Consider the following 24,937-nt stretch of genomic DNA (forward strand, 5'->3'; position numbering starts at 1 on the left):
GGCACTGGGGTTGAGCTTATAATTAACTTTCATAGAAAAGGGGTAAACAAGCATGGGCATGAAACGTAAGCCAAAAACAATGGGAGTTCTGCTTCTCGCAATAATGATGACCTTGTCAGCCGCAGGCTGCTCCAGCGGGAATAATGCTGGCAAGAATGCCGAAGGCAATGCTAACAGCGCTAAGGCTACTAATACGGGGGCAAGTGCAGAACCGACTGCTGCTGCATTATCGGCAGATGAACCTGGCTGGAAAATTGATACTTCACCGATTACGTTTGACTGGTACCTGAATTTCTCATGGTTCCCTAATAAATGGGGCGTGGACCCAACCTCCCAATATGTAACAAAGAAGACCGGGGTTGATATTAACTTCATCGTTCCTGCTGGTAACGAGAATGAGAAGCTTAACACTTTGATTGCCTCCGGTAAATTGCCTGACTTCATCACTTTGGGCTTCTGGGAAGATGCGATTAAGAAAATGGTCGAAGGTGAACTTGTTCTTCCATTGAATAAGATTGCTGAAGAATACGATCCATACTTCTTTAAAGTATCCGATCCTGACAAGCTCGGTTGGTACACTCAGGATGATGGTAATGTATATGGCTATCCTAACTCTTCTTCCTCACCTGCAGATTACGAGAAATATGGAGATGAATACGTATCCAACCAAGTATTTGCGGTCCGTAAAGATATGTATGAAGCTATTGGAAGTCCGGATATGCGTACACCAGAAGGTTTCTTGAATGCGCTTAAATTAGCCAAAGAGAAATTCCCAGAAGTGAACGGTCAACCGCTTATTCCACTCGGTCTGCATGAGTTTACTGAGAACGGCAACGATTCTTTGGAAGGCTACCTGCAGAACTTCTTGGCAATCCCGAGAGAAAAAGATGGCAAGGTATACGCTCGTGAAACCGACCCAGAATATATCCGCTGGATGAAGGCTCTTCGTCAAGCCAATCAAGATGGTTTGCTGGCTAAAGATATCTTTATCGACAAACGTCCACAAATGGAAGAAAAAATTGCACAAGGTCGTTATTTCGCAATGCTGTATCAACGTACAGACTTTGCAGCACAGTTAGGAACGATTTACCAACAGGATCCAACCAAAACTTATATCGCTGTTGATGGTCCTTCCAATACAAACCTAGATAAACCAACCCTTGATGGCCCTGGTATCTCCGGTTGGACGGTAACATTGATCTCCAAAGATGTTAAGGATAAAGCACGTGCTATCCGCTTCCTGAGTTATTTGAACAGTGAAGAAGGTAATAAAGACTTATTCTTGGGCGAAAAAGGTGTCAGTTACGACACTATTGATGGAAAAGATCAATTTAAACCAGAAGTATTCGATCTGATGAACAAAGATCGCTCGGCGTTTGATAAGCAAATCGGTTCTTCATTTACATTCTGGATGATGCAAAATACGAATATCACCAATCAATGGGCTCCTAAATCTGTAGAACCATTCAAGCAATTGGAGGATTGGACTAAAGGTAAATCGATTAGTTCCTCTGTATTCCAACAAATCGAACCTACAGGAAACTCTCCTGAAGGAATCATCGCTACTAAGCTGAAACAACTACGCGGTAAAACTATGCCGAAATTGCTTATGGCTTCTTCTGATGCGGAATTCGACAAGATTTGGAATGAGTATTTAGACAAGAGAAAGAAGGACGGCGAAGATGTATTTGATGCCTACCAACAGAAGAAGTATGAAGAGAATAAAGTGAAGCTGTCCGTAAAATAAAAAAGCATAACCCAAAATGCCCGCTAAATGCGGGCTTTTGGGTTATTTTTAATCGATAATATGGTATAAAGTTAAGTATGTGAAGCATTCCTATTTAGCGAGGTGGACAGGACAGAAGTGTATAGAGTGAATAGGCGAGAGCGAGCCAGAGCAACATGGCATTCATTTAGTTATTGGTGGGGTCGAAGATCCCTTCAGAGTCGTTTAATTGCAGCCTATGTTTTTATTATTCTTGGCCCCTGTTTGTTGGTATCTGTCTACTTCTATAAGTCGATCAATAATACTTATCTTCGTGATGCCCTGGAGAAAAATGATTATTTGCTGCAAATGGAAAAATTGCATATCTATAATCAAATTGAGGCCATGGAACGTGCTGCGCAGATGGCATATTCTGATGAAGATGTGGAAGAATTCCTAGCGAATGTAACGGAGCCACAACTAATAGATTTGGTTAATTTCAATACAAATGCCTATGTGAATATGACTCGTATTCAATTTAACAATCCGAATATTGAGCATTTGCGGCTATATTCGAGAAGTAATACGGTACATGAAATTTGGCCGATTATCTTTCGCGAAGAGCGAGTTTCTTCCACTCCATGGTTTCAGAAAGCGCTTCAATTGAAGGGGCAGGAATACTGGTCTTTTCAGAAAAGTGACCCGGATTTGATGCAGAGATACTTGGGAGCACCGACAGAGAGTCTGCCAAAGGTTTCGTTGCTGCGTGAGAAGAGTCGTCCAGCAGATAATCATATCGGCATGGTGCAGGTGGATATGATGCTGAGCCGATTTACACCCAAGACGTATACAGATGTCCGGGATAATCAGACCCAAATGTTCCTTGTGGATAGCGAAATGCAGTTATTTACTCGGCCGGACCATTCCTTTTTACAGGATAATTCGGAAATGGCTAATGTTATTGCAGATCGGTATAGGAATTTTCGGGCAACAGGGGAATGGGACAGTGATTATTCAGAGAATGGAAAATCGTTCTTATTTATTAACACCCCCTTGGATCGCATAGATGCTTATTTGCTAAATGTAGTGTCGATGGATGGAGTTATGGGGGATATCTCTCGGAGTCGCAATTTTATCATTGGTGCTAATATTGGAATCATTGTCTTGTTAACACTGATCGCTTACATTATGAATGCATTCATCCTGAAAAATCTGCGCAGATTGACCGAAACGATGAAAAGCGTGCGCAGAGGTGAAGCGTATAGTGGAATTACGATTCGGGGTGGGGGAGAAGTCGGTGAGCTTGCCCATCATTTCTCTAAGCTAATGAATACAATTAATACGTTGGTCGCTCAGGCTGTGAGCAAGCAGGCGTTATCCAAAGAGGCCGAGCTGCGCACGCTGCATAACCAAATTGATGCACATTTTTTGTATAACACGCTTGAAAATATTAAAATGCTTGCTGAAATTGAGAATCAACGCACGATATCAGACGCACTAACTTCACTCGGTGGGATGATGCGCTATAATTTCAAATGGTCTGGGGAATATGTGAAGCTTCGGGATGAGGTTCGCCACATTGAGAATTACATTGAAGTAATGAATATTCGTTTTGAGTATCCGGTTAAGCTTGTGCTTCATATTGAACCTCGATATTTGGAGCTGGAGGTGCTGAAAATGTCACTGCAGCCTATTGTAGAGAACAGTGTTAAGCATGCTTGGAACGGTGAGAAAGAGAATTTAGAGAACCCGAACATTCATATTCATATTTCGGAAACGAAGGGTGATATTTTCATAGAGCTTCGTGATAATGGTATGGGCCTAACTCCTGAGCGTCTGGTTGCTTTAAACGAGGCGATTTATGCAAAGGATGAATATTGCGACAGCTCTTGTGAACCGAAGGATGTAAACCGGAGAGCAGGTGGTATAGGACTGCGAAATGTACACCAGCGTCTGCAAATCTTTTATGGCGAAGAATACGGGCTTGTAGTACAGAGCGAGGCAGGGAGTTGGACCATGGTACGTCTGACCTTGCCGAAAGTTCTTTTGACGGGAGAAAAACAACCATGAAGAAATTACTGATCGTTGATGATGAGAAAAATATTCGTGTAGGCCTGAAGATCATGATCGAAAGGGAATTTCCGTCCGCTTATACGATCGTAATGGCGAGCAACGGCGCAGAGGCGCTCGAGGTATTTAAGACAGACGGTGCAGATATTATTATTACGGATATTCGTATGCCGGTGATGGATGGAATTACGCTTTTGGAGCAGCTATCAGTGGAGGTAGGGGGCGAGAGAAAACCAGCAGTGGTGATCCTAAGTGGGTATGATGATTTCGAATATGCTAAATGTGCCATACGTTATCGTGTGAAGGATTATTTACTTAAGCCGATTCGCCGAGATGAGCTGTTCGAAATCCTGCTGCATATCCATAAGGAACAGGAAGAACAGGAGTTCAGCGTCAAGAAAATAGAGCGGGAAGCAGAACAGTTTCGCAAAGAGCTACGCTCCAGCCGTTTACGGGGACTGCTGCAGCAGCAGGAGGTTCAGTTGGAGCCCGAGCAGCAAGAGGAGCTAAATGGTTTGGAGGTTCCTTTTACAGTTGGCGTGCTGAATTACTATTTTAATGATGGGACTCGGATGAAGGCGACAGAAGTTCAGGGTCTGGTCGAACGGCTGATGGGGCCGATTGAGAAGTGTTTTTCGGAAATTTTAACCGACTGGGAAGGTAAGTTAGTATTAATCGGGACTAGTTCACAGAGCTTCATGGAGCTGTCCCGTCAAGCTGAAGCCAGAGAGATAACTGGTTTGTCGATCGGAATCAGCAGTGAGGGAAAAGGTCTCGAAGAACTTCGTTCCTGTTACAAGGAAGCATGCCGGGCACTACAGTATACTTTTTTATTTCCGCAAGAAGGATTTTTGAATTATGAGGATGTCAGTCAAAAGCGGCGTAACTTTCCTTTGCCGAAGGAGGAGCTTCGTAAGCTGCTTAATATGCTGGGGACAGAACGTGAGAAGGAAATAAAATGCCTGCTGTCTGTTATTTTTCAAACTGAGTATTTGAAGGAAATGGACTTGTCTTATCTCGAGAGCGTGGGGCAGAGTATCAATGAGCAGGTACTGGATGAAGTATTTCGGCTGTATGGGGAAGCCTCGGTTGAGGTGTTAAAGCTATATCGTACGGTTGGTAACATGTATAACTATCGCCATTTCCATGATTACTATCGTGCGCTTGAGAATTTGCTCCTGAGTGTGAGTGATTATATTGTAGGGGTGCGCTCTGCTCATACGGAGCATGCTGACATGGAGGAAGCGCTGAACTATATTGAAAAGAACTATGCTCGTCCACTAAATATGGCTATGGTTAGTAACCATGTTTCTTTGAATTATTCCTATTTTAGCGAAGCCTTCAAGGCATATACTGGTGAGAATTTTGTTATTTATTTAAAAAAGGTACGCATCCGCCATGCTAAAGAACTGCTAGCGAAAGACTGTGGCAAGCTTGCTGAAGTTTCGGAGAAAGTAGGTTTTGAGAACAGTAAACAATTTGCCCGTGTATTCAAAGAGTTGGAAGGGATCTCTCCAGGGGATTATAGAGCCAAAATGCTGTCTAAAGATTTGTCGTAAACGGCAGGATAGGAGCTTTAGTATAAATATCATTGCTGTACTGTACCTTGATGGGCGTTAAGGGTGTCGTTAGAAGTGATCCTCCTATATAATGGCAGTGAGAAGCGTTGCTAGGATTAGCAGCAAGAGAGTTTGGAGGAATGAAGGGTGGAAGAAATTCAAGGCAATTTGATTACAGTTCAGACGTTGGCAGAGGATTTTCGGCGACTGGGTGTAAAGGCGGGGATGACGATTATACTGCATTCGTCCTTCAAATCACTAGGCCAATGGGTGGCAGGTGGCCCGGTTGCCGTTATTTTGGCGCTTGAGGAGGTCCTTGGAGAGTCAGGTACACTTGTGATGCCCACGCATTCTAGTGATCTGACGGACCCCGCTGGCTGGAGTAACCCGCCGGTGCCCGAATCTTGGTGGCAGAGTATCCGTGAGCAGATGCCGGCTTATGATCCAGACCTGACCCCACTGAGGGGAATGGGGGTTATTCCGGATTGCTTCCGTAGACAAAAAGAGGTAAAGCGCAGCGATCACCCCATTCATTCATTTGCGGCTTGGGGCAAGCATAGGGATGAGATTATATATGGCCACTCCCTCGAATACGGTTTGGGGGATGACTCTCCATTAGCTCGTATTTATGATCTGGGGGGAAGTGTGCTGCTGCTAGGCGTAGGGAATCTAAATAATACTTCATTACATCTTGCTGAATGCCGGGCCTTCTATGAAGGAAAGAAGGAAGTCATTGGCGGGGCACCTATACTAGTGGATGGTCATAGACAGTGGGTGGAATTCAAGGAGCTAGATTGGAACTCTGACGATTTCGTTGAACTTGCTGAGCAATTCGGGCAAGAGACAGGGCTCATTACAAATGGTCATATCGCCTCAGCTGCAGCTCAATTGATTCCACAGCGTGAAATTGTTGACTATGCGGTGAACTGGATGGAGCGAAACAGGAAGTAGACTATCTCTGGATTTGGGATTAGGAGGAGAAGCAACGGATGAGTACTACAACGATATATCTAACGCGGCATGGACAGACAGAATGGAATGTGCAGAATCGTATGCAAGGTCATATGGATTCTGCGCTGACGACGCTTGGCGTACAACAGGCGGAATGGTTAAGCCGGGGAATGCAGGCTAAACATCTTGATGTCATTTATGCAAGCTCCAGCCCAAGAGCGCTGCGTACAGCTGAGATTATACGCGGAGAGCGGGATGTTCCGCTGAAGATTTCCGATGCTTTCAAAGAAATTGGCATGGGCGTATGGGAAGGCCGAGATTCTGCTGAACTGGCAGCTCAGTATTCAGACCAGCATCGTTATTTCTGGAAGGAACCCGACCGGTTTAAAGTGGAGGGTAGCGAGACCTTTGCAGAGGTGCAGACAAGAGCGCTAGAGAAGCTTCAGGAAATTCTTACTGCCCATCAGGGGGAGACGATTCTTATCGTAACGCATACGGTAGTGATCAAGCTCTTGATGGCTTATTTTGAGGGCAGAGAGTTGCCTAAGCTATGGGATCTGCCTTACATATATCCAACCTGCTTATCCAGGATTGATTTTACGGAGGGCGTGCCGGAGATTCTGCTGCACGGGGATACAAGTCATTATGAAGAGAATGAGGCTGGGATGGAAAGTTGATTCTAAAAAAAGAGACGATTCCTTAGAGCGTACGGCACCTTGGAAATCGTCTTTTTTTTTCTGCTATTTATCTGCCGGTTGTTGTGGAAGCTCAAGCCGCTCTAATCCGTCCATATATTTGCGCAGCGCCTGAGGAATATAGATAGAACCATCCTCTTGCTGGTGATTCTCCAGCAGCGGAATCAGAATTCTTGGTGTAGCCACTGCGGTATTATTTAAGGTATGGCAGTATTGTAAGCGACCTTCCGCATCCCGATAACGGATGCCCGAACGACGAGCTTGGAAATCAAGAAGATTAGAAGCCGAATGGGTCTCACCGTATGCGCCTCTGCTTGGCATCCAAGTCTCAATGTCATACTGCTTATGCGTCTTCAGGGACATATCCCCTGTGCAGACGGCCATGACTCGATAGGGCAGCTCTAATAGCTGGAGAATGTGCTCGGCATTCGCGAGGATCTCGTGAAGCATATGGTTCGAAACACCTTCGTCATTCCGGCATAAGACGACTTGTTCGATCTTCGAGAACTGATGTACACGGTATAGTCCGCGCACATCTCGCCCCGCTGATCCAACTTCACGGCGGAAGCAAGTCGACATTCCAGCTAGTAGCATGGGTGTGTCTAGCTCCACAATCTCGTCGCTGTACAGTGAAACTAGCGACACTTCCGATGTGCCTACGAGCCAGCGATTATCTCCGCTTAACTCATACGTCTGATCCATCCCTCCAGGGAAGAAACCAGTGCGTTCCAGCGCTTCCGGTCGGACAATTACGGGAACATCCATCGCGGTGAATCCGCGTGCAGTGAGTACATCTAGGGCCAGTCTTTGTACAGCGAGATGTAACATCAGGCCGGCTCCTTTGAGCACATAGCTGCGAGGACCGCCTGCTTTGACGCCACGGGGAATATCAATGATATCGTGGAGTTCACCTAGCTCTACATGATCACGAGGCGCAAAGCCGAATTCCGGCACCGCTCCGTTCAACCGCAGTTCTACATTATCGTTATCATCGTGGCCGATGGGTGTATCCTGCGACACCGGATTCGGTGCGAGCAGCATGAGCTCTCTACAGCGGCGTTCAGCCTCGTTCAGATCTGTTTCCAGCAGGCTTAGCCGATGATTGAGTTCTCGTACCTGTGCTTTGACGATTTCTCCAGCAGGGCGGTCACCCTGCCGTAATAATCGTTCAACCTCTTTGGTTAGCCCATTACGTTCGGCTCTCAGTTGTTCTGTTTCTTGTCGCAGGCCCCGGCGCTTCTCATCCCAATCCAGTAATTCATTCAGTGGGAAGTCGATTCTTTTCCAGGTGGCAGTGTTTCTTACTAGTTCTTGATTATCCTTAATCCAGTTCATTTCCAGCATATCGCTCGCTCCTTTTTGTTTAAAAGATAAGAAAGTGTAAGTTTCACACTTCACTTTATCCTTCTATTTCTCGCACAAAACTTACCGTCCTTATAAGACGCCGAAGATATTTATGCTTGAAAAAACGCAAAAAACGCCCTCATCCATGGGACGAGGAGCGTCAGCTCGCGGTGCCACCCAGGTTGATCGAATCTCCTTAACAACAGGAAAAAATTCGACCCTCTTTGGTCTTCGCGGTAACGGGCGAAACCCGGTGAACTTAGGGAGTCATTATAGGCTCCGGTCGCAGACGCCTCACGGTTGGATGCCGGTCATTGGCCTGATTCTTGGATTTAATATTGTTGCTTAGTATATCGCAAGAGTGGGATGAGCGCAAGCGTTTATGGTTTGACAATAATATCTAATCTGCGATAGGATTAATATTAATTTAAAGTATTCCTGTCGGGATAAATGTTTGCAGTGTGAGCTGCTTAATGGGATGAAAGAGGTGGAGAAGTGGCTAAAATTGTTGTGATTAACGGAACGCCTTCTTTGGTATCGCGCATCAATGCAGTTATAGAGTATGCGGAGGCAGGCTTAACGGATCAGGGTTTTGAGGTTGAGCGTATTAACGTTGCAGAGCTGCCAGCGGAAGATTTGATTCATACCAAGTTTGAGAGTGATTCTATCGTCAAAGCGAACGGTCTTGTAGCCGAAGCGGATGCGGTAATCGTGGTTAGCCCTGTTTATAAGGCCTCTTATACAGGTGTACTAAAGACCTTCTTGGATCTAGTGCCACAGAAGGGATTAGCCGGCAAAATCGTACTCCCGCTCTTCATGGGTGGCAGTCTTGCACATCTTCTCACGATTGATTATGCTTTGAAACCTGTGTTGTCTGTACTCGGTGCACGCTACATTCTTGGTGGAGTGTATGCTGTGGATTCTCAGGTGGTTCGTAATGATCACGGAGTGGTAGAGCTTGCTGAGGAGCTGAAGCTACGTCTGAATGATGCGTTAGCTGAGCTTGCAGAAGAAACTACACATCGTGTGGAACGTAAGGCATAAGATAAACAGCACTCCGATGTGGAGTGCTCCATAATAAACGTATAAGCGTCTCTTTCCTACCTGGTATCAGGGAAAGGGACGCTTTTTGCATACTATTTCATTTTTGGATGTGGGGAATAGAATTGAAGAACGGACGTTTATTTCTTATCATAGCCTATTTATTGCTTGTTATTTCAGCTTGCAGTCCACAGGATGATCGGGTCAGTGATGCCAAACCAGATGAAGCATATCAACGATGGAGTTATGACGTTGGTTCCATATTTGGAGACAAACCGTTTAAGCTTCCAGTCTATGATCCAACAATAGGCCCTCTTGAGATGGTCTACAATATCTCTGAATCTTCTTTTTCATTCGAGTTATACCGTTCAGAGGCTTATGGAATCCGAAAGGAGCTATCAGGTCTCCATACCGTAAATGATCTCTATTACTCTTTTTCTTATATGGATCCAAAGCGAAGGTTAAGCGATTCCGAGATTGCCTCCCGTTTTGGTCTTGAAGTGGAGCCATCTCCCAGCCTTTCAAAATATGAGAGGGGAGATATCCAGATTTATCAGCTGGATGGTAATGACAATGGTGAAAGGCAACAATCCATCCTGAATTTTTTGGAGGAAAAAAAGATTAACTCTGCCCAGATTCTAATCTTCGACTTGGAGAATAATACGAATCTAGAATTTCATTTCGTGAGGGAAGAGCATAGTGAAGTAATATCATTTTCTGTGCAAGCGCTAAACGAATTGGCAAGGTATCTGGGGGATATCGACAAGGAGTAGACATTGTAGACATAGCAAAAAGGCCATCTCACTGTGAAAGTAGAGAATGGCCTCTTTTTATATACGGATCGTTATATATCCAGTCTTACAAATCGTCGAATCCGTTATCGTCGCCAACTTTACCATAGTTACGGGACTTGGCTTCGAAGAAATCGGTTTTCGTAGCATTCAGTGCATCGTCGGAGAAAGGCTTGATCCAAGGCATGCAGTTAACATCAACACCTTGGTAAGCTTTTTCCATACCCATCAAAGTCAGACGCTTGTTCGCTGTATATTTGATGTAGTCGCTAAGCTCGTTAAGGTCAATACCGCGAACATTAGTAAGGGTGTAGTAAGCCCAGTTGGTTTCAAGCTCTACTGCGCGGTCGATCGTACGATACACGTAATCCATGTTCTCTTTAGTGTTCAACTCAGGGAAATCTACAAGCAGCTGCTTAAATACTTCTGCGAAGAAGTAGCAGTGCTGATTCTCGTCACGTTGGATATAAGAGATCATTTGGCTGGTCGCCATCATCTTCTGGTCACGGGCCAGATTGTAGAAGAAGGCGAAGGTGCTGTAGAAGAAAATCCCTTCCAAGATGAGATCCGCTACCAGCGCATGGAAAAAGGTCTGTCTCGTAGGGTTATCACGGAACTCTTGATAAATATCAGAGATAAACTGATTGCGTTCCAGCAGGACAGGGTCTTTTTTCCAATATTCAAAAATTTCTTTCTGCTCACTTTCCGACACGATAGAGGAAAGAACATAGGAATAGGATTGGTTATGCACCACTTCTTGTTGGCCAATAATGGCAGAGATAGCTTCTAGAGAAGAGTCAGTAAAATAACGCTTCACGTCGCTTACGAACATCGTCTGCATCGAATCCAGCACAGCGAGTAGGGAGATATTAATCTTAAATACGCGTTGTTCCTCGGCATCCAGCATCGGGAATTGTTGCGCATCCTTGGACATTGGGATTTCATCCGCGATCCAGTGATTAAGCAGCAGCACCTTGTACAGCTTGTACATATGTGGCATGCGGATATCGTTCCAGTTCAGAATACCGGAGCACTCACCGTCGATGATGCGTGTGGATTGGTTGGGCGCTTCAGTGTTAAAAATCTTTTGTAGTTGCATTTATTTTCCCTCCATTTTTTTGCGCGGTTAATTCGTCTTGTCTGATCTTTAATTAAATTAGGTTGATGAAGTAACGGAGAGAAAGTTTGGAGCTGTAGGAGCGATAGCGTTCGCCTTTATCCTCGGATTTCTACCGTGAAGACGGTATAAATCAAGAAACCTGAGGATAACAGCGACCGGAAGCCCAAACATTTCTCGCAGTTACGATTAAATCACCAAATTTTTTAAAGCAGTAAGACTCTTAGCTAGCGCAAGAATCACACTCTTCTATTGTCAAAGCACGGCTACGCACATAATAAGTTGATTTCAATCCGCCCTTCCAGGCATTCAGATGCAGCTCAAGGAACTCGGTAGCCTTGATGTCAGGACGAACATACAGGTTGAAGCTTTGGCCTTGATCGACGTGACGCTGACGAGCAGAAGCCATGCGAATCGACCAGTTTTGGTCAATCGTAAATGCAGTTTTGTAGTACCAAATCGTCTTGTCGGACAGATCCGGTGCTGGGTTAGCGATCTTGTAAGTTGTTTTCTCTTCATAGGAAAGCAGTTCATACAAAGGATCAATGCTGGCTGTGGAGCCGGCAATAATCGATGTGGAGCCGTTCGGTGCAATCGCGAACATCCATGCGTTACGAACACCGTCTTTAGCCACTTCTTCTTGCAGCTCGCGCCATTGTTCAGTGGTTACATATTTACCTTCTTGTTCACCGCTAACGTAGCCTCGTGAAGTAAAGTATGCACCTGTCTCCCAATCGGAACCGGCGAACTTCGGATAACGGCCTTTTTCACGGGCAAGCTCCATGCTCGAACGAACCAACAGGTAGTTGATGTGTTCATACAAATGATTGTTATATTCTACGGCTTCATCGGATTCCCAACGAATGCCCTTGAGTGCCAATAGGTGATGCAAGCCGAATGTGCCGAGACCTACTGCGCGGTACTGGCTGTTCGTGTATTGTGCTTGCAGAACTTCAATATTATTAATGTCGATTACGTTGTCCAGCATACGTACTTGGATAGGTACAAGTCTTTCCAGCACACCAGCTGGAATTGCACGTGCCAAGTGAATTGAATTCAGGTTGCAGACTACGAAGTCCCCAGGGATTTTGGAGATAACAATCCGGGTCTTGCCATCTTTGGTTACTAATTCTTCCTGTTCAATAACGGTAGCGGATTGATTCTGCATAATTTCAGTACATAGGTTGGAAGAGAAGACCATACCTTGGTGACGGTTCGGGTTCGTCCGGTTAACCGTATCACGGTAGAACATATACGGAGTACCTGTTTCAAGTTGCGATTTCATAATCCGTTTCATGATGTCGATCGCAGGAACGGTAATCCGGGACAATTCCAGATTGGCTGTAGCTTCAGCATATTTTTCACGGAAAGTACCTTTACCAAGCTCTTCATCGTAGAAGTCTTCCAGACCGAGTGGACGACCATTCTCATCCGTCCAGCCCATAACCTTCTTCACTTCATGTGGGCAGAAGAGGTTCCAGTGGCTGCGTGATTCTACAGCTTCCATGAACAAGTCCGGCAGGGTTACACCGTGGAACACGTCATGTGCACGCATACGCTCGTCACCATTGTTCAGCTTAAGATCAAGGAAAGCGAGAATATCTTTATGGAATACATCAAGGTAGACAGCGACAGCACCTTTACGTGTACCAAGCTGATCTACGCTGACTGCTGTATTGTTCAATTGGCGAATCCAAGGGATTACGCCGGAGCTAGTGTTCTTGTGGCCACGGATATCCGAACCGCGTGCCCGTACTTTACCAAGGTAGACGCCGATACCGCCGCCCATTTTGCTAAGGCGCGCTACATCTGTATTGGAATCAAAGATGCCTTCTAGGGAATCGTCTACCGTATCGATGAAGCAGCTGGAGAGCTGTCCAGCGACCTTTTTGCCGGCATTGGACATTGTAGGGGTAGCAGCTGTCATGTAGATGTTACTCATAGCCCAGTAAGCTTCTTTTACAAGCTCAAGACGTTTCTCGGCTGGCTCAGTGTGCATGAGGTACATAGCGATAATCATGTAACGTTCTTGCGGAAGCTCCATTACACGGCCGTCAAAATCATGCGCTAAATAACGGTCGGATAGCGTAAGCAGACCAATATAATCGAATAGAAGGTCGCGCGTATAATCGATACATCCACCTAGCTCGACGATTTGTTCTTTAGTGTAGTGAGTTAGAAGCTCTTCACGATAGATTCCTTTTTTAACAAGATCCGTAATTAGTGGGTACAGCTCACCGTATGGCTCTTCTGGATAAGCTTTATAGCGGCGATGAACGGCTGCTTTTTTATAAAGGGTAGTCAGAAGGGCACGGGCAGCTGCAAACTTCCAAGTAGGCTCTTCTTTCGTTACAAGCTCAAGAGCGCTCATAGTGAAGGCGTTGCTGATTTCTTCTCCGCTTACGGAGTCACGGCGCAGTTTGGAAATTACTCCCCGCAGCAAAGTTTCTTTATTCAGTTGATCAAGACCATCCAAGATACGGTCGGCGTAGACGGAAAGGCGGTTCTCATCAAAAGCCAGTTGGCGATTGTCTGGTTTTACTACGAATTGTGGCATAGTTATTTCATCCCTTCTCATTTTGGGTAAATTTTCAATATCAAAAATTGATATATTATAGCGCAGTAGGCTGCCACAGAAAGACCTCCGAGCCGTGCATACTGGCCGGAATGTCGATTATGCGTTGGTTAGAGCTTCCTCGGTAAGGAAGTGTAGTATCTTTCAAATCTTCTATAAATCGTCCATCTATTAATACTTGACACTGTGAAAGTAGATTCCACTCCGGCGAACCGGGAAGGGCTGTAATTTCCTCGTACGTATAACCGCTGTAAATCCAGATGGAGAACCCTGGCAGCACGGTGCGAAGCTCATGGATGAACCCAAGCACCTCTTCTGCAGAGAAAAAAGGATCGCCGCCTGCCAGTGTTAGACCATCCAGCAAAGGGTTAGCGGCGATTTCTGCAATAATTTCATGTTGACGTTCTAAGGTGAAGACTTCTCCATATTTAAAGTTCCAGGTCTCGGGATTAAAACATCCCGGGCAACGATGGCGGCAGCCGCTGAGAAAGAGGACGGCCCGCATGCCCTCTCCCTCGTTAATCGACTCCGGATAGTAACCACAAATATTCATAGATGCTTAACGCGATCCCGTACTTCGGCTTGTTTGGCGGCATTAAAGCGGGTCTGATAGTCGCCAGTTAAATAACCAGTAACTCTGCGCAAACGACGGATGTGCACGTCATTCTCATGTGCGTCGCAGGAAGGACAGTTTGTCCCAATTACGCCTTCGTATCCGCAGCCGGAGCAGCGGTCAATCGGATGGTTAATGCTGAAATAGCTAACCTGTTGTTCGAGCGCGTATTTAATGATTTTGATAAAAGCGGATGGATTACTACGGGCATTGCCATTTAATTCGACATAAGAAATAGCCCCGGCATTGCAGTATTCATGGAAAGGAGCTTCCAAGCTGATTTTCTGAGCAGCACCTAGATCATAGTATACAGGGATGTGGAAAGAGTTCGTATAATACTCACGGTCAGTTACACCTGGGATCGAGCCCAGCACCTTGCGATCAATCTTGGTGAATTTACCGGACAAGCCTTCTGCTGGTGTTGCGAACAAAGTGATGTTGAGATTCAGTTCCTCACTTTTCCGATCGCAATACTCCCGCATATGACGCACGATAGCCACGGCTTTGGCATGTATTTCCATATCCTCGCCATGGTGTTTGCCATACATAGCTTTCATGCATTCCGCCATACCAATAAAGCCAAGGGATAGACTACCATGCTTCAGTAGTTCACCTACAGAGTCTTCAGGAGCGAGATTCTCGCCGCCTTCCCAGACGCCTTCTCGCATCATGAAATCGGACGCTTTAGCTTTTTGTGCGGCTTGGATGTTGAAACGATGAAGAAGTCCTTCCAGCGCAATGTCCATATAATGATTTAGATCTTCATAGAAGCCAGCTTCGTCTGCGACAGTACGGCGGCCGGTTACTGTGCCATGTGCCAGACCGAGTCGAACCAGATTCAAAGTATTGAAGGAAAGGTTACCCTTCCCGGAGCAATGATTACGCCCAAAACGGTCACCGAGCACTCGTGTTCGGCAGCCCATTGTGGCAAATTCCGTATCAGGATCACTTGGATTATAATACTGCAAGTTGAGCGGAGCGTCCAGATTAGCGAAGTTCGGATATAGTCTGCGTGCAGAACATTTCGCCGCTTTTAGGAACAATTCATAGTTAGGATCGCCTTGCTGTTGGTTGATTCCTTGCTTACATTTAAAAATCTGAATCGGGAACACGGGTGTTTCTCCGCTGCCAAGTCCGTTCATCGTTGCTGTTAGCAGGGAGCTGATCACAAGCTGACCTTCTGGTGAAGTACAAGTTCCGTAGTTAATGCTGGTGAACGGAATTTGCCCACCGGATCGGCTGGACATGGTATTCAAATTATGTACCATACTTTCCGCCGCTTGTAGGGTTTCAATTTCGGTCTCTTTCAGTGCAAAACGGAACGCCTTCGGATATAACTCCGCCAGATCGGTCCGGCTCATCGTAATCTCGCCCAAAGATTCATCAGCTTGTCCTTCTTCAAAATAATCCAGACCCTTGCGGAACAGCTTAGCGAAGGATTTAGTTACATAAGGTGCTAGATCATAGTCGAGCTTATTGGCGGATACACCGCCATATTGAGCATTTTGCTGGGATTGAAAAATGATTGCTACCAGTGACATAGCCGTCATTATGGAGTTCGGAGGACGAACACTGCCGTTGCCGGTGTTGAAGCCTTCGCGGAGAAGCTTATCAAACGGGATAAAAATACAGTTCGTCGTTCCAATCGCATATTGATCCAGATCATGCACATAGACAACATTGTCATCAATGGCCTGCACTAGCTGTGGTGGCATCGTAAAGTTACGGGCATACCATTTCGAATATTCACTGCCGAACTTGCTCATTTTACCGGAGAAACTCTCTCCGTTCAAATTGGCATTCTCGCGCAGTAGGTCCAAATCCCGGCTGTCGATAATATCACGCCCTAAATCAATGAGCTCCTCTAAAAGAACTTCTCGTGCATTTGTTGTACCGTTAAATTGTCTCTCCAACAACGTCATTGTATAGCTCTCCTCTCAGTATAAAAGAAAAACATCTATCGTTCTATCATTAAGAAGTTGGACCACATAAGCGGCCGTATATTCATTGTGATCTCATAAAAAAAGCATCCCCTAGCGAGGATGGCAGAAAATGCCCGATGCGTTATGTAAATATCCACATAGATATTTGCAGTGGTCTATAAGAAGATGACCGCATGCGGACACCGTTCCTGTTCCTCGCAGGCATTCATATGTTGGTGTCGTCGAAACAGGCAGGTCTCCTGGCTTCCGTAGGACCTCTCAGCGCCTTCCCAAGGGTCTTCATAACCCTCAGTGGCTTCTGCCAGGAGATCTGTCCATCTTAAGCTTCTAAAAGCTTGTGAAGGGCATCCGGTTACAGTGGCGGGACCGCAGCGGATTTTCACCGTACTTCCCTATTAAGCTCTAACTCCTATAAAGGATCAAAGCGCCTGTCTCCACTATATTTTGTTGTCGTTAGATAAAAATAACCCAAGATGTTGTGTTTGTAAACAGTTTTTTAGAAAACCCGCGCGGGGAGTGGGTTCTTCAAAAGTACTCCACAAATGATCCACAGGCTGTCCATAAGTAATCCACAATTGATCCACAGGCACATGGAAAATGATTCATAAATTGTCCGAAAAAACGCCACAAAGAGTCCATAAATGTAGTGCGGACGACCCTAGAATTCATGTAAGAAAAAATACCTGTGGCGAAAGGCATGTTTCGGAGTACTTGGAGGAAAAGAAGGGGTATAATAACGCTGGCATCGTTTGTGGGAGATCGGTGAAGTTGTTACAATAGAAGAAGACACATACTTTTTAAATTCCGAGGAGGTATTCTCATGCCTATTGCTGAAGTAACCGTTATTCCGATTGGAACAGGCAGTACCAGCCTTAGCAGCTATGTTGCGGATATGCAGCGAGTGCTGAAGACGGTAGAAGGAATTACTTATGAACTTACATCCATGGGAACAATCATCGAAGGGTCTCTTCAGCGTATTTTTGCAGCAGTCGAAGCGCTGCATGAATCTCCTTTTGCTGCAGGTGCAGAGCGTGTCTCTACCTCACTTAAAATAGACGACCGCCGCGATAAGCCCTCCACTAGCCGTGGAAAGCTGGAGTCTGTGGAGTGTAAACTACAGGTGGAATAGTAGTTCGGGAGAGTAGGGGATAGGGAGAAATTGGCTTGCGTTTCTGACTGAAAGTTGTATAATATTTTTTGTTTGACAGAAAAATCAGCCTTAAGCTGGTGTAGCTCAGGGGTAGAGCAACGCACTCGTAATGCGTAGGCCGGGGGTTCAATTCCCTTCACCAGCATATCTAAGAATTGCGCAATGGCACGGTTTCCTGGATTTCGGGACCGTGCCATTTGTCTTGAAATCACCTATCTTCTAACATTCTTCTAACCTTTGCCTGCGGTCGGGGCTCTAAATGGATAGACATCTAATTACCAATTTACCCAAGCGATATAGTAGGGATTGCATAAGCTAAGATGAACTTAAATGCAAAGGAGGAAATTTAAAATGAGCGAAAATGTTGCTGGTTTTGGTGGTGTTGGATATGGTGGTGGTATCGGAGGAGCCTTTACATCTACCGGTGCAATCTTGGTACTGTTTATCCTCCTTGTAATTATTTCTAAGACTATCTTGCTATAAAATGTGAAGGACATTTTGGTTGGAAGCTTGAGGATGTTCTTCCACTGAGTTATATCAGCCTTATTCTGGTGTAGCCCAGGAGTTCAATTCCCTTCATCAGCATATCTAAGAATGGCATAACGGCGCGGTTTTCGGGGATCCCGGAACCGTGCCGTTTGTCTTGAAAACACCTATCTTCTAGCCTTTACTCAAGTAAAATGGAGGAATGACCCAGTCTCTCTTGTGTGATATTTGGGTGTACACCGAAGACGAGATTCGCCCCGAAGACTATACATCAATCATACGTGCAGGCAGGTTGCAGTGCTTACCTTTAGGTAAGTACGTGAACTAAAAGTGCATACTTACGCGATGGCAAGATGGGAGGTATACTCAAGTCCTAAATCTGATTCAAACATGGAGGATACACCATTGAAAACACTTATTGTCGTCACACACCCAAGCATCGAAACATCTGTTGTTAATAAACGCTGGATCGAAGAACTCCGTAAATATCCAGACAAATATACGGTGCACGAGCTGCACAAAGCCTATCCCGATGAAAAAATCAACGTGGAAAAGGAACAACAACTGATTGAAGCGCATGATAAGCTTGTCTTACAATTCCCTGTCTATTGGTTTAGTAGTCCACCTCTGCTTAAAAAGTGGCTGGACGAAGTATTTACTTACGGATGGGCATACGGCTCGAAGAGTGATAAATTAAGAAATCGAAAAATCGCATTGGCTGTCACCGCCGGAGGAAGAGAAAAAGACTTTAGTGAAGAAGGTAAACTCCGCTACGGGCTTGACCGTATTTTATCTCCCTTTGACACGACTTTTTTGTACTGCAACGCTGATTATCGTTTCTTCTATGCCTTCTATGGCACGGAATATGAAACGGTAGGAAGTACGGATTACTTAAAGAAATTGGACATCAGTTCGCAAGGCTATGTTGAATTTATCGAAAATATGTAATTAGAGTTGAAACAAAAAGCAGCATTTTCATTAATGAAAATGCTGCTTTTATCATAAGTCGTTAAATTGTAATCGGTATTGTTATCTCTTGCGCGGCTGGAACGAAGTTTTTCTCTCCCCAAGTGCACATCATATCCAGCACCGGAATAAGCGATTGGCCTTTCTCGGTCAAGGAATACTCAACTTTAGGGGGAATCTGGGGGAATTCCTCGCGCCTGACGAGACAGTCCGCTTCCAGTTCTTTCAACATAACGCTTAACGTCTTAAAAGGTATTGTACCGATACCCCGTTGCAGCTCATTGAACCGCACGATCTTGTTTTCAGAGAGATAGTAGAGAATAGTCATTTTATATTTACCATTAATGATAGACAAGGTGTAGCCGAAGCTAGTGTCCTTCTGTTGAATGCCAGGCAGTATACAGATTTCATCACTCATGGGCTATTACCCTCCTTCAGAAAATATTCAACGAAAAGGCAAACGCCTGCTGCCGCTCCGTACTCAGGTCACGACTTTATTATGTTTTACAACCTGCTATCAAGTCATCCTGCGAACAACGAACTCACTATATCATTTTTAAAAAAAAAGTTCAAAGCACTCGATGGCTAACTATCAATCGGTCGATTTTCTCTGTCAGTGAAGCGGGCTTCTTTGGTTGGAAATCAAAAGTGTAATTCAAGCGGATAGCCTAAGCGACGAATTGAAGTTTTTAATGTAATTTTCATGTGAGCATCATCTTATTTTCAGGTTCGAGGTATATATTGAAGACACCAAACACCCCCCAGTGTTTTGTGGTATAAATCTCTCAGGTCTTGCCAACTCCCATGGTAAGGCCTATTTTTTTTGTTCGCTAATTGAATGGGGGGAGGGGGCGCAGCTTCTTACGCAGCTTTACTTAATCTGATATTGCTCTTCATAGCTCTTAAAAGATGAAATATCCAGTCCCAGATATCTGCGCATATGAATGGCAGCTTGGGCAGCAACGATGTCGTTTAACAGCAGCATTCGTTCATGGTATCCACGGCATATGAATTTGGCTTCGATCCCCGTGTTAAGTCTGTTCTGCTCATATACCTTGATTCTCCGTTTTCTCATCTCCGAACGAACATCTCTTAGATCTGTCGTAGCAACTGCCGCGGCGGTTCCAAGAACCTCCAAATAGGGGGCGGGTGTTCGTAAATGTGTAGATAGAATGGCGGAGTCCCGTTCGAAAGCTGATAAAATCATCGGAAGCAATAAATAAGATTTCACCAGCATGTTGTCCCTGCTTTCAGCTCTATGCATGAATCTCATCACCTCTAATGGGAACGTATATTCGTATTCTACCCCGATATCCCAAAAATAATCAATGGTATTTCTAAACAGCTAATCCAATGTGACAAAATTCACAACTAAATCAAAAAGAATAAAATATATTAAAATTGTAATAATAAAAATTAATGCTTTAGACTTATAAAAAGGAGAATTAAAATGAAAGAGGAAGGAAGTCTCCTCCGTGGAATGGTATTTGGTTTGATTCTAAGTATTCCATTATGGATATCGATATTGGGCTATATAAAGTTACTTTAAAATTGAAGAAAAACCTTTATGTGAAGCGCCTTTAGGCGCTTTTTTTGTGGCTGCTAACATGTGTGATTATCAAAAGGAATTGATTGACAATTGTGGGGATAGAGCGCTAAACTATCATTAGTCCAAAAGTATTAAAAGTCATAGACGATTATTTAATAGGATGCTTAAAATGCTAGTTCTAATTTGCACGGAAATACATATATTATCATGATAATAGCAAACCGCCTGAAAGGGTGGGACGCAAAGTCCAGGAGTCTAAAGTGTCTTAAAGGCGCTATGACCGTCCGACTGCCATGAGAAGGGAATTCCACTTCTTTTTGGCGGTCTTTTTTGTTATTAGGTCCTTAGAGTTTCTGGTAATTATTCTGATTAAATATAAATCATAGATTTAGGAGGTGTGCTTTTTGAAAAGAAGAATGAAACCGCTGCTTGCACTAGTATTAGCTGGGGTATTGACGGTAGGTAGTGGGCTTTCCTCTTTGGGAGCCGGGACTGTTAATGCTAGTTCTACTACACTCGGGATTGCAGGAAACTACAATGTGTTTGTCCTAGGGGATGTTACAACCTTCTCGGATACGGAGGGAAGGTTTGCTGCTGGAGGTAATGTTACTTTAACCAACTACAGCGTTGGTGATAGGCTAAGTGCTGCTGAGGTCTCCTTCACTGACACCCTTGTTGTTGGAGGAAATCTTACTTTCAACAATGGCTCTGTTTACGGGAATATCGTGCATGGTGGAATCTATGCTGGTAATGCAACGCTCCTTAAAGGAGGCAAGAGAACTCAGGGAAGTCCGATTGATTTTGCAGCTGTAGGTCAGTCTTTGAGAGATAAATCAGCTGAACTTGCAGCATTGCCGGCGAATGGAACAACAGTGTACCAATATGGCAGTCTTACCTTGACAGGTGCAGATCCTGTGGTCAATGTTTTTAATGTTCCAGGAGATAACGTTTCTAGTACCTACGGAATTACAATAAATGTTCCTTCAGGATCTACTGCAATTATTAATATTGATGGTTCTAACGTAAAAATGAAAAACTTCGGATTTTTACCTAATAACGTATTGAACAGTAAGAAAATTTTGCTTAACTTTAGCCAAGCCGCGTATCTTGATATGGCAGGCATAGGTGTAATGGGAAGCATACTTGCCCCCTATGCTCATGTTGATTTTATTAATGGTCAGGTTAACGGAACATTCGTGGCGGCTTCGCTCACAGGTACTGGTGGTGGCGAATTTCACCACCATCCATACGATGGCGATGATCCAGGAACGACGCCAACACCAACGCCGACCGTGACACCGACGCCGACCGTGACACCAACGCCGACACCGACCGTGACACCAACACCGACGCCGACCGTGACACCGACGCCAACCGTGACACCAACACCGACATCAACCGTGACACCAACACCGACGCCAACCGTGACACCAACACCGACGCCGAGCGTGACACCAACACCGACGCCGATCGTGACGCCGACGCCATGCGTGACACCGACACCGAAGCCAACACCGACGCCGAAGCCAACACACACACCAAAGCCAACACCGACACCGAAGCCAACGCACACACCGAAACCGACACACACACCAAAACCAACACCAACGCCGATCGTGACACCAACACCAACGCCGATCGTGACACCAACACCAACGCCGATCGTGACACCAACACCAACGCCGATCGTGACACCAACACCAACGCCGATCGTGACACCAACACCAACGCCGATCGTGACACCAACACCAACGCCGATCGTGACACCAACACCAACGCCGATCGTGACACCAACACCAACGCCGGTCGTAACACCAACACCGACGCCGATTGTGACGCCAACACCAACGCCGATCGTGACGCCAACACCAACGCCGATCGTGACACCAACACCAACGCCGATCGTGACACCAACACCAACGCCGGTCGTGACACCAACACCAACGCCGATCGTGACACCAACACCAACGCCGATCGTGACACCAACACCAACGCCGATCGTGACGCCAACACCAACGTCGATCGTGACACCAACACCAACGCCGATCGTGACACCAACACCAACGCCGGTCGTGACACCAACACCAACGCCGGTCGTGACACCAACACCGACGCCGGTCGTAACGCCAACACCAACGCCGGTCGTGACACCAACACCAACGCCGGAAGTGACGCCAACACCGACGCCGATCGTGACACCAACACCAACGCCGATCGTGACGCCAACACCGACGCCGATCGTGACACCGACACCAACGCCGATCGTGACGCCAACACCGACGCCGGTCGTAACGCCAACACCAACGCCGGTCGTGACACCAACACCAACGCCGGAAGTGACGCCAACACCGACACCATCGTCGGAAGCAACACCAACGCCGACACCGTCATCGGAGGTAACGCCAACACCGACACCATCGTCAGAAGCAACACCAACGCCAACACCGTCGTCGGAAGCAACGCCAACACCAACACCAACACCGGAGGCTCCGGTGTTCCCAACACCGACGCCGTCATTCGTAATCGGCACTATCGTTGTTAATGATGATCCTGTGCCGCTAGGTCCTGTAGCATCGTCGACTCCAGCACCAGTGCCAACACCAACACCGTCGAGCAACACAGAGATACTTGTTGATGATGATGAGATTCCATTAGGACCAGTACCGGTAGTAACACCATCGCCGGCACCAGGTGATATCGCTGTAGTGGATGATACAATTCCGCTAGGTAATCCACCTGTGGATGAGCTTCCAAAAACGGGAGAATCTAGTCCAGTCCCTTATTATGTAGCTGGTCTAGGTTTTGCACTTATCGGATTGCTGATGAGAAATAGATTCTCGAGCAAGAAATAATAAACGGTGATTGTAGCGTGAACACAAGCTATGCCGTGAAGAATAGTAAAGCCGCTTTCGGGACATATTCCGATAGCGGTTTTATTTTGTCATGATTGTTATATTTTGGCGCAATCTAAGTAGATGGTATACTGATTTACAACGGATATGAGGAAAGGACGGGGAAGATGAATTGGTATGGTTCTTCATTAGCGCTGTTATCGTCATAGTAGCTCTGATCTATGCGGGCTTTTTCTTTTATGGAATTGCTATTAAACGAGCACCGAAGGAATTCTTGAGTAATAATCGTGATTTGAAGGTTGATCCCCCGGTTGCCGGGGCTTCTTGGGGTGAGGGGAAGGATTGGATCTCCAGTCAGAGCTTTGAGAATGTTGAGATTACATCTGAGGACGGACTACAACTAAGAGGATACTTGCTCCTTTCGGATCGTGCTGAAGGACGTACAGCGATTATAGCCCACGGTTATTCTGGAAAAGGCAAGGATATGGGGGCGTACGCCAAAATCTATTACGAGAGACTGGGCTTTAATATTCTGATTCCCGATGCCAGAGGACATGGGGAAAGCGCTGGGGATTATATTGGTTTTGGTTGGCATGAGCGTAAGGATTATTTACAGTGGATTGAATATATGATTAAAAAGACTGGGCCGAGTGCTCAAGTGGTGCTTCATGGGGTCTCTATGGGTGGTGCTACAGTGCTAATGACCTCAGGAGAAAATCTACCACCGCAAGTCAAAGCGGTTGTCTCGGACTGCGCTTACAGCTCAGTTAAAGCACAATTAGCCTACCAACTACGGCGTATGTATCGCTTGCCAAGCTTCCCTTTTATTCAAAGTGCGAGTCTAATTACTCGTTTGAAAGCAGGGTATGGTTTTAGTGAAGCGTCTGCCTTGAAACAGGTACGAAAGGCGAAGGTGCCGATTCTTTTTATTCATGGCGATGCCGATAACTTTGTACCTTATAGTATGATGAATGAATTGTATGAGGCATGTCAGAGTCCCAAAGAGAAGTTCGTAGTGCCTCAAGCAGGGCATGGGTTAGCTTATGATATGAATAAGACGGGGTATATAAACGTAGTAACAGCTTTTGTGAATCAATATGTAAATTAGAAGTCCTGAACGTAGACAGCGCCCGATATCCGCTAGGTAGCGGTTATCGGGCGCCTATATTTTTCCACACATGGCATGTGTCCTTATGTAAGGTTCGTACAGCCATGCTTTTTCGTTATATTCATCCCCCGCCGTTCGTGAGTAACGGGTGTCTTAATTCCTTGTTATTTCCAGCAGCCGTGTGGCGAGAATAATCCTTCCAATACGACAAAAGCCCTACCTCTCTTTTGCCCTTGCGGCTCCATTGACCGCGCCAGTGTGAATCGGAATGCTATATTTCGAATTTAGTCTCATAAAAAGGAAAGTTTCTGCAAGAAAACATGAAGCCTCTGTGTCCAAAATGCCGAAGTGTAAAATAGTCGGCCTGACATCTTCTTGATGGGGATATTCAATATATCGAAAAACAAATACGATATAAATAT

The 24,937-nt window shown here is 45.5% G+C and carries 19 protein-coding genes, 1 tRNA gene and 2 riboswitches; of the genes, 13 read left to right on the forward strand and 7 right to left on the reverse strand.

The genetic code is table 11. The annotated features are described in order from the left end of the window. Window positions 1-52 precede the first annotated feature (52 nt). The 5 genes from QNH28_RS02310 (at window position 53) to QNH28_RS02330 (ending at window position 6,962) form a co-directional block, all read left to right on the forward strand. On the forward strand, window positions 53-1,747 hold the full coding sequence (locus tag QNH28_RS02310) for a type 2 periplasmic-binding domain-containing protein (RefSeq protein WP_283909996.1): 1,695 nt from the start codon (window positions 53-55) through the stop codon (window positions 1,745-1,747). Between the two features lie 117 nt (window positions 1,748-1,864). Further along, the gene (locus QNH28_RS02315) at window positions 1,865-3,775 is read left to right on the forward strand and encodes a cache domain-containing sensor histidine kinase (protein ID WP_283909997.1); all 1,911 of its coding nucleotides are present in this window, start codon (window positions 1,865-1,867) and stop codon (window positions 3,773-3,775) included. Further along, entirely contained in the window at window positions 3,772-5,334 is a 1,563-nt protein-coding gene (locus QNH28_RS02320; protein WP_283909998.1) for a response regulator, read from the forward strand. The genes QNH28_RS02315 and QNH28_RS02320 overlap by 4 nt, the downstream gene beginning before the upstream one ends. A 147-nt stretch (window positions 5,335-5,481) precedes the next feature. Beyond that, window positions 5,482-6,285, forward strand: a complete 804-nt coding sequence (locus QNH28_RS02325) for an AAC(3) family N-acetyltransferase (protein WP_283909999.1) — start codon at window positions 5,482-5,484, stop codon at window positions 6,283-6,285. 38 nt (window positions 6,286-6,323) lie between these two features. Continuing rightward, window positions 6,324-6,962, forward strand: coding sequence for a histidine phosphatase family protein (locus tag QNH28_RS02330; protein WP_283910000.1), 639 nt, complete (start codon window positions 6,324-6,326; stop codon window positions 6,960-6,962). Between the two features lie 63 nt (window positions 6,963-7,025). Here the strand turns inward: QNH28_RS02330 and serS are convergent, their stop codons facing one another. Beyond that, window positions 7,026-8,324 (reverse strand): serine--tRNA ligase, encoded by a 1,299-nt coding sequence (gene serS, locus QNH28_RS02335; RefSeq protein WP_283910001.1) that lies wholly within the window; start codon window positions 8,322-8,324, stop codon window positions 7,026-7,028. Window positions 8,325-8,819: 495 nt separating this feature from the next. Here serS and ssuE point away from each other — a divergent pair, with 495 nt between their 5' ends. Both ssuE and QNH28_RS02345 read left to right on the forward strand, forming a co-directional pair. After that, entirely contained in the window at window positions 8,820-9,368 is a 549-nt protein-coding gene (ssuE, locus tag QNH28_RS02340) for an NADPH-dependent FMN reductase (RefSeq protein ID WP_283910002.1), read from the forward strand. 107 nt (window positions 9,369-9,475) lie between these two features. Next, complete coding sequence (locus QNH28_RS02345; protein WP_283910003.1) at window positions 9,476-10,138, forward strand: hypothetical protein; 663 nt, start codon at window positions 9,476-9,478, stop codon at window positions 10,136-10,138. 85 nt (window positions 10,139-10,223) lie between these two features. On the opposite strand, the gene QNH28_RS02350 is transcribed toward QNH28_RS02345, so the two are convergent. The 4 genes from QNH28_RS02350 to QNH28_RS02365 all read right to left on the reverse strand — a co-directional run bounded on the left by QNH28_RS02350 (window position 10,224) and on the right by QNH28_RS02365 (window position 16,383). Continuing rightward, window positions 10,224-11,255 carry a ribonucleotide-diphosphate reductase subunit beta gene (locus QNH28_RS02350; RefSeq protein ID WP_036682584.1) on the reverse strand — a complete coding sequence of 344 codons (1,032 nt, stop codon included), beginning with the start codon at window positions 11,253-11,255 and terminating at the stop codon, window positions 10,224-10,226. A gap of 241 nt (window positions 11,256-11,496) precedes the next feature. Further along, window positions 11,497-13,830, reverse strand: coding sequence for a ribonucleoside-diphosphate reductase subunit alpha (locus QNH28_RS02355; protein ID WP_283910004.1), 2,334 nt, complete (start codon window positions 13,828-13,830; stop codon window positions 11,497-11,499). Between the two features lie 55 nt (window positions 13,831-13,885). After that, window positions 13,886-14,401 carry an anaerobic ribonucleoside-triphosphate reductase activating protein gene (gene nrdG / locus QNH28_RS02360; RefSeq protein ID WP_283910005.1) on the reverse strand — a complete coding sequence of 172 codons (516 nt, stop codon included), beginning with the start codon at window positions 14,399-14,401 and terminating at the stop codon, window positions 13,886-13,888. After that, on the reverse strand, window positions 14,398-16,383 hold the full coding sequence (locus QNH28_RS02365) for an anaerobic ribonucleoside triphosphate reductase (protein WP_283910006.1): 1,986 nt from the start codon (window positions 16,381-16,383) through the stop codon (window positions 14,398-14,400). Before QNH28_RS02365 ends, nrdG begins: the two co-directional genes overlap by 4 nt. A 233-nt stretch (window positions 16,384-16,616) precedes the next feature. Beyond that, window positions 16,617-16,851: riboswitch (cobalamin riboswitch) on the reverse strand. Window positions 16,852-17,224: 373 nt separating this feature from the next. On the opposite strand from QNH28_RS02365, the gene QNH28_RS02370 reads away from it, so the two are divergent. From QNH28_RS02370 to QNH28_RS02385, 4 genes are all read left to right on the forward strand, one after another. Then, window positions 17,225-17,533 (forward strand): MTH1187 family thiamine-binding protein, encoded by a 309-nt coding sequence (locus QNH28_RS02370; protein WP_283910007.1) that lies wholly within the window; start codon window positions 17,225-17,227, stop codon window positions 17,531-17,533. 94 nt (window positions 17,534-17,627) lie between these two features. Beyond that, window positions 17,628-17,699: transfer RNA gene (locus tag QNH28_RS02375), tRNA-Thr, on the forward strand. A 206-nt stretch (window positions 17,700-17,905) separates the two neighbouring features. Beyond that, a complete protein-coding gene (locus QNH28_RS02380; protein ID WP_283910008.1) occupies window positions 17,906-18,037 on the forward strand; it encodes a YjcZ family sporulation protein in 132 nt (43 codons plus the stop codon). A gap of 408 nt (window positions 18,038-18,445) precedes the next feature. After that, a complete protein-coding gene (locus QNH28_RS02385; RefSeq protein WP_283910009.1) occupies window positions 18,446-18,988 on the forward strand; it encodes an NAD(P)H-dependent oxidoreductase in 543 nt (180 codons plus the stop codon). Window positions 18,989-19,049: 61 nt separating this feature from the next. Here QNH28_RS02385 and QNH28_RS02390 read toward each other — a convergent pair whose 3' ends face one another. Together QNH28_RS02390 and QNH28_RS02395 are read right to left on the reverse strand one after the other, a co-directional pair. Further along, window positions 19,050-19,424, reverse strand: a complete 375-nt coding sequence (locus QNH28_RS02390) for a winged helix-turn-helix transcriptional regulator (RefSeq protein ID WP_283910010.1) — start codon at window positions 19,422-19,424, stop codon at window positions 19,050-19,052. A gap of 453 nt (window positions 19,425-19,877) precedes the next feature. After that, entirely contained in the window at window positions 19,878-20,270 is a 393-nt protein-coding gene (locus QNH28_RS02395; RefSeq protein ID WP_283910011.1) for a YhjD family protein, read from the reverse strand. Window positions 20,271-20,760: 490 nt separating this feature from the next. After that, window positions 20,761-20,851, forward strand: a riboswitch (cyclic di-GMP riboswitch). A gap of 108 nt (window positions 20,852-20,959) precedes the next feature. On the opposite strand from QNH28_RS02395, the gene QNH28_RS02400 reads away from it, so the two are divergent. Together QNH28_RS02400 and QNH28_RS02405 are read left to right on the forward strand one after the other, a co-directional pair. Beyond that, complete coding sequence (locus QNH28_RS02400; RefSeq protein WP_283910012.1) at window positions 20,960-23,407, forward strand: choice-of-anchor A family protein; 2,448 nt, start codon at window positions 20,960-20,962, stop codon at window positions 23,405-23,407. A 172-nt stretch (window positions 23,408-23,579) separates the two neighbouring features. Further along, entirely contained in the window at window positions 23,580-24,515 is a 936-nt protein-coding gene (locus QNH28_RS02405; protein WP_283910013.1) for an alpha/beta hydrolase, read from the forward strand. Window positions 24,516-24,937 lie beyond the last annotated feature (422 nt).

Origin of the sequence: Paenibacillus sp. G2S3 (assembly GCF_030123105.1) — a bacterium.
In the GTDB taxonomy this organism is placed as follows: domain Bacteria; phylum Bacillota; class Bacilli; order Paenibacillales; family Paenibacillaceae; genus Paenibacillus_AQ.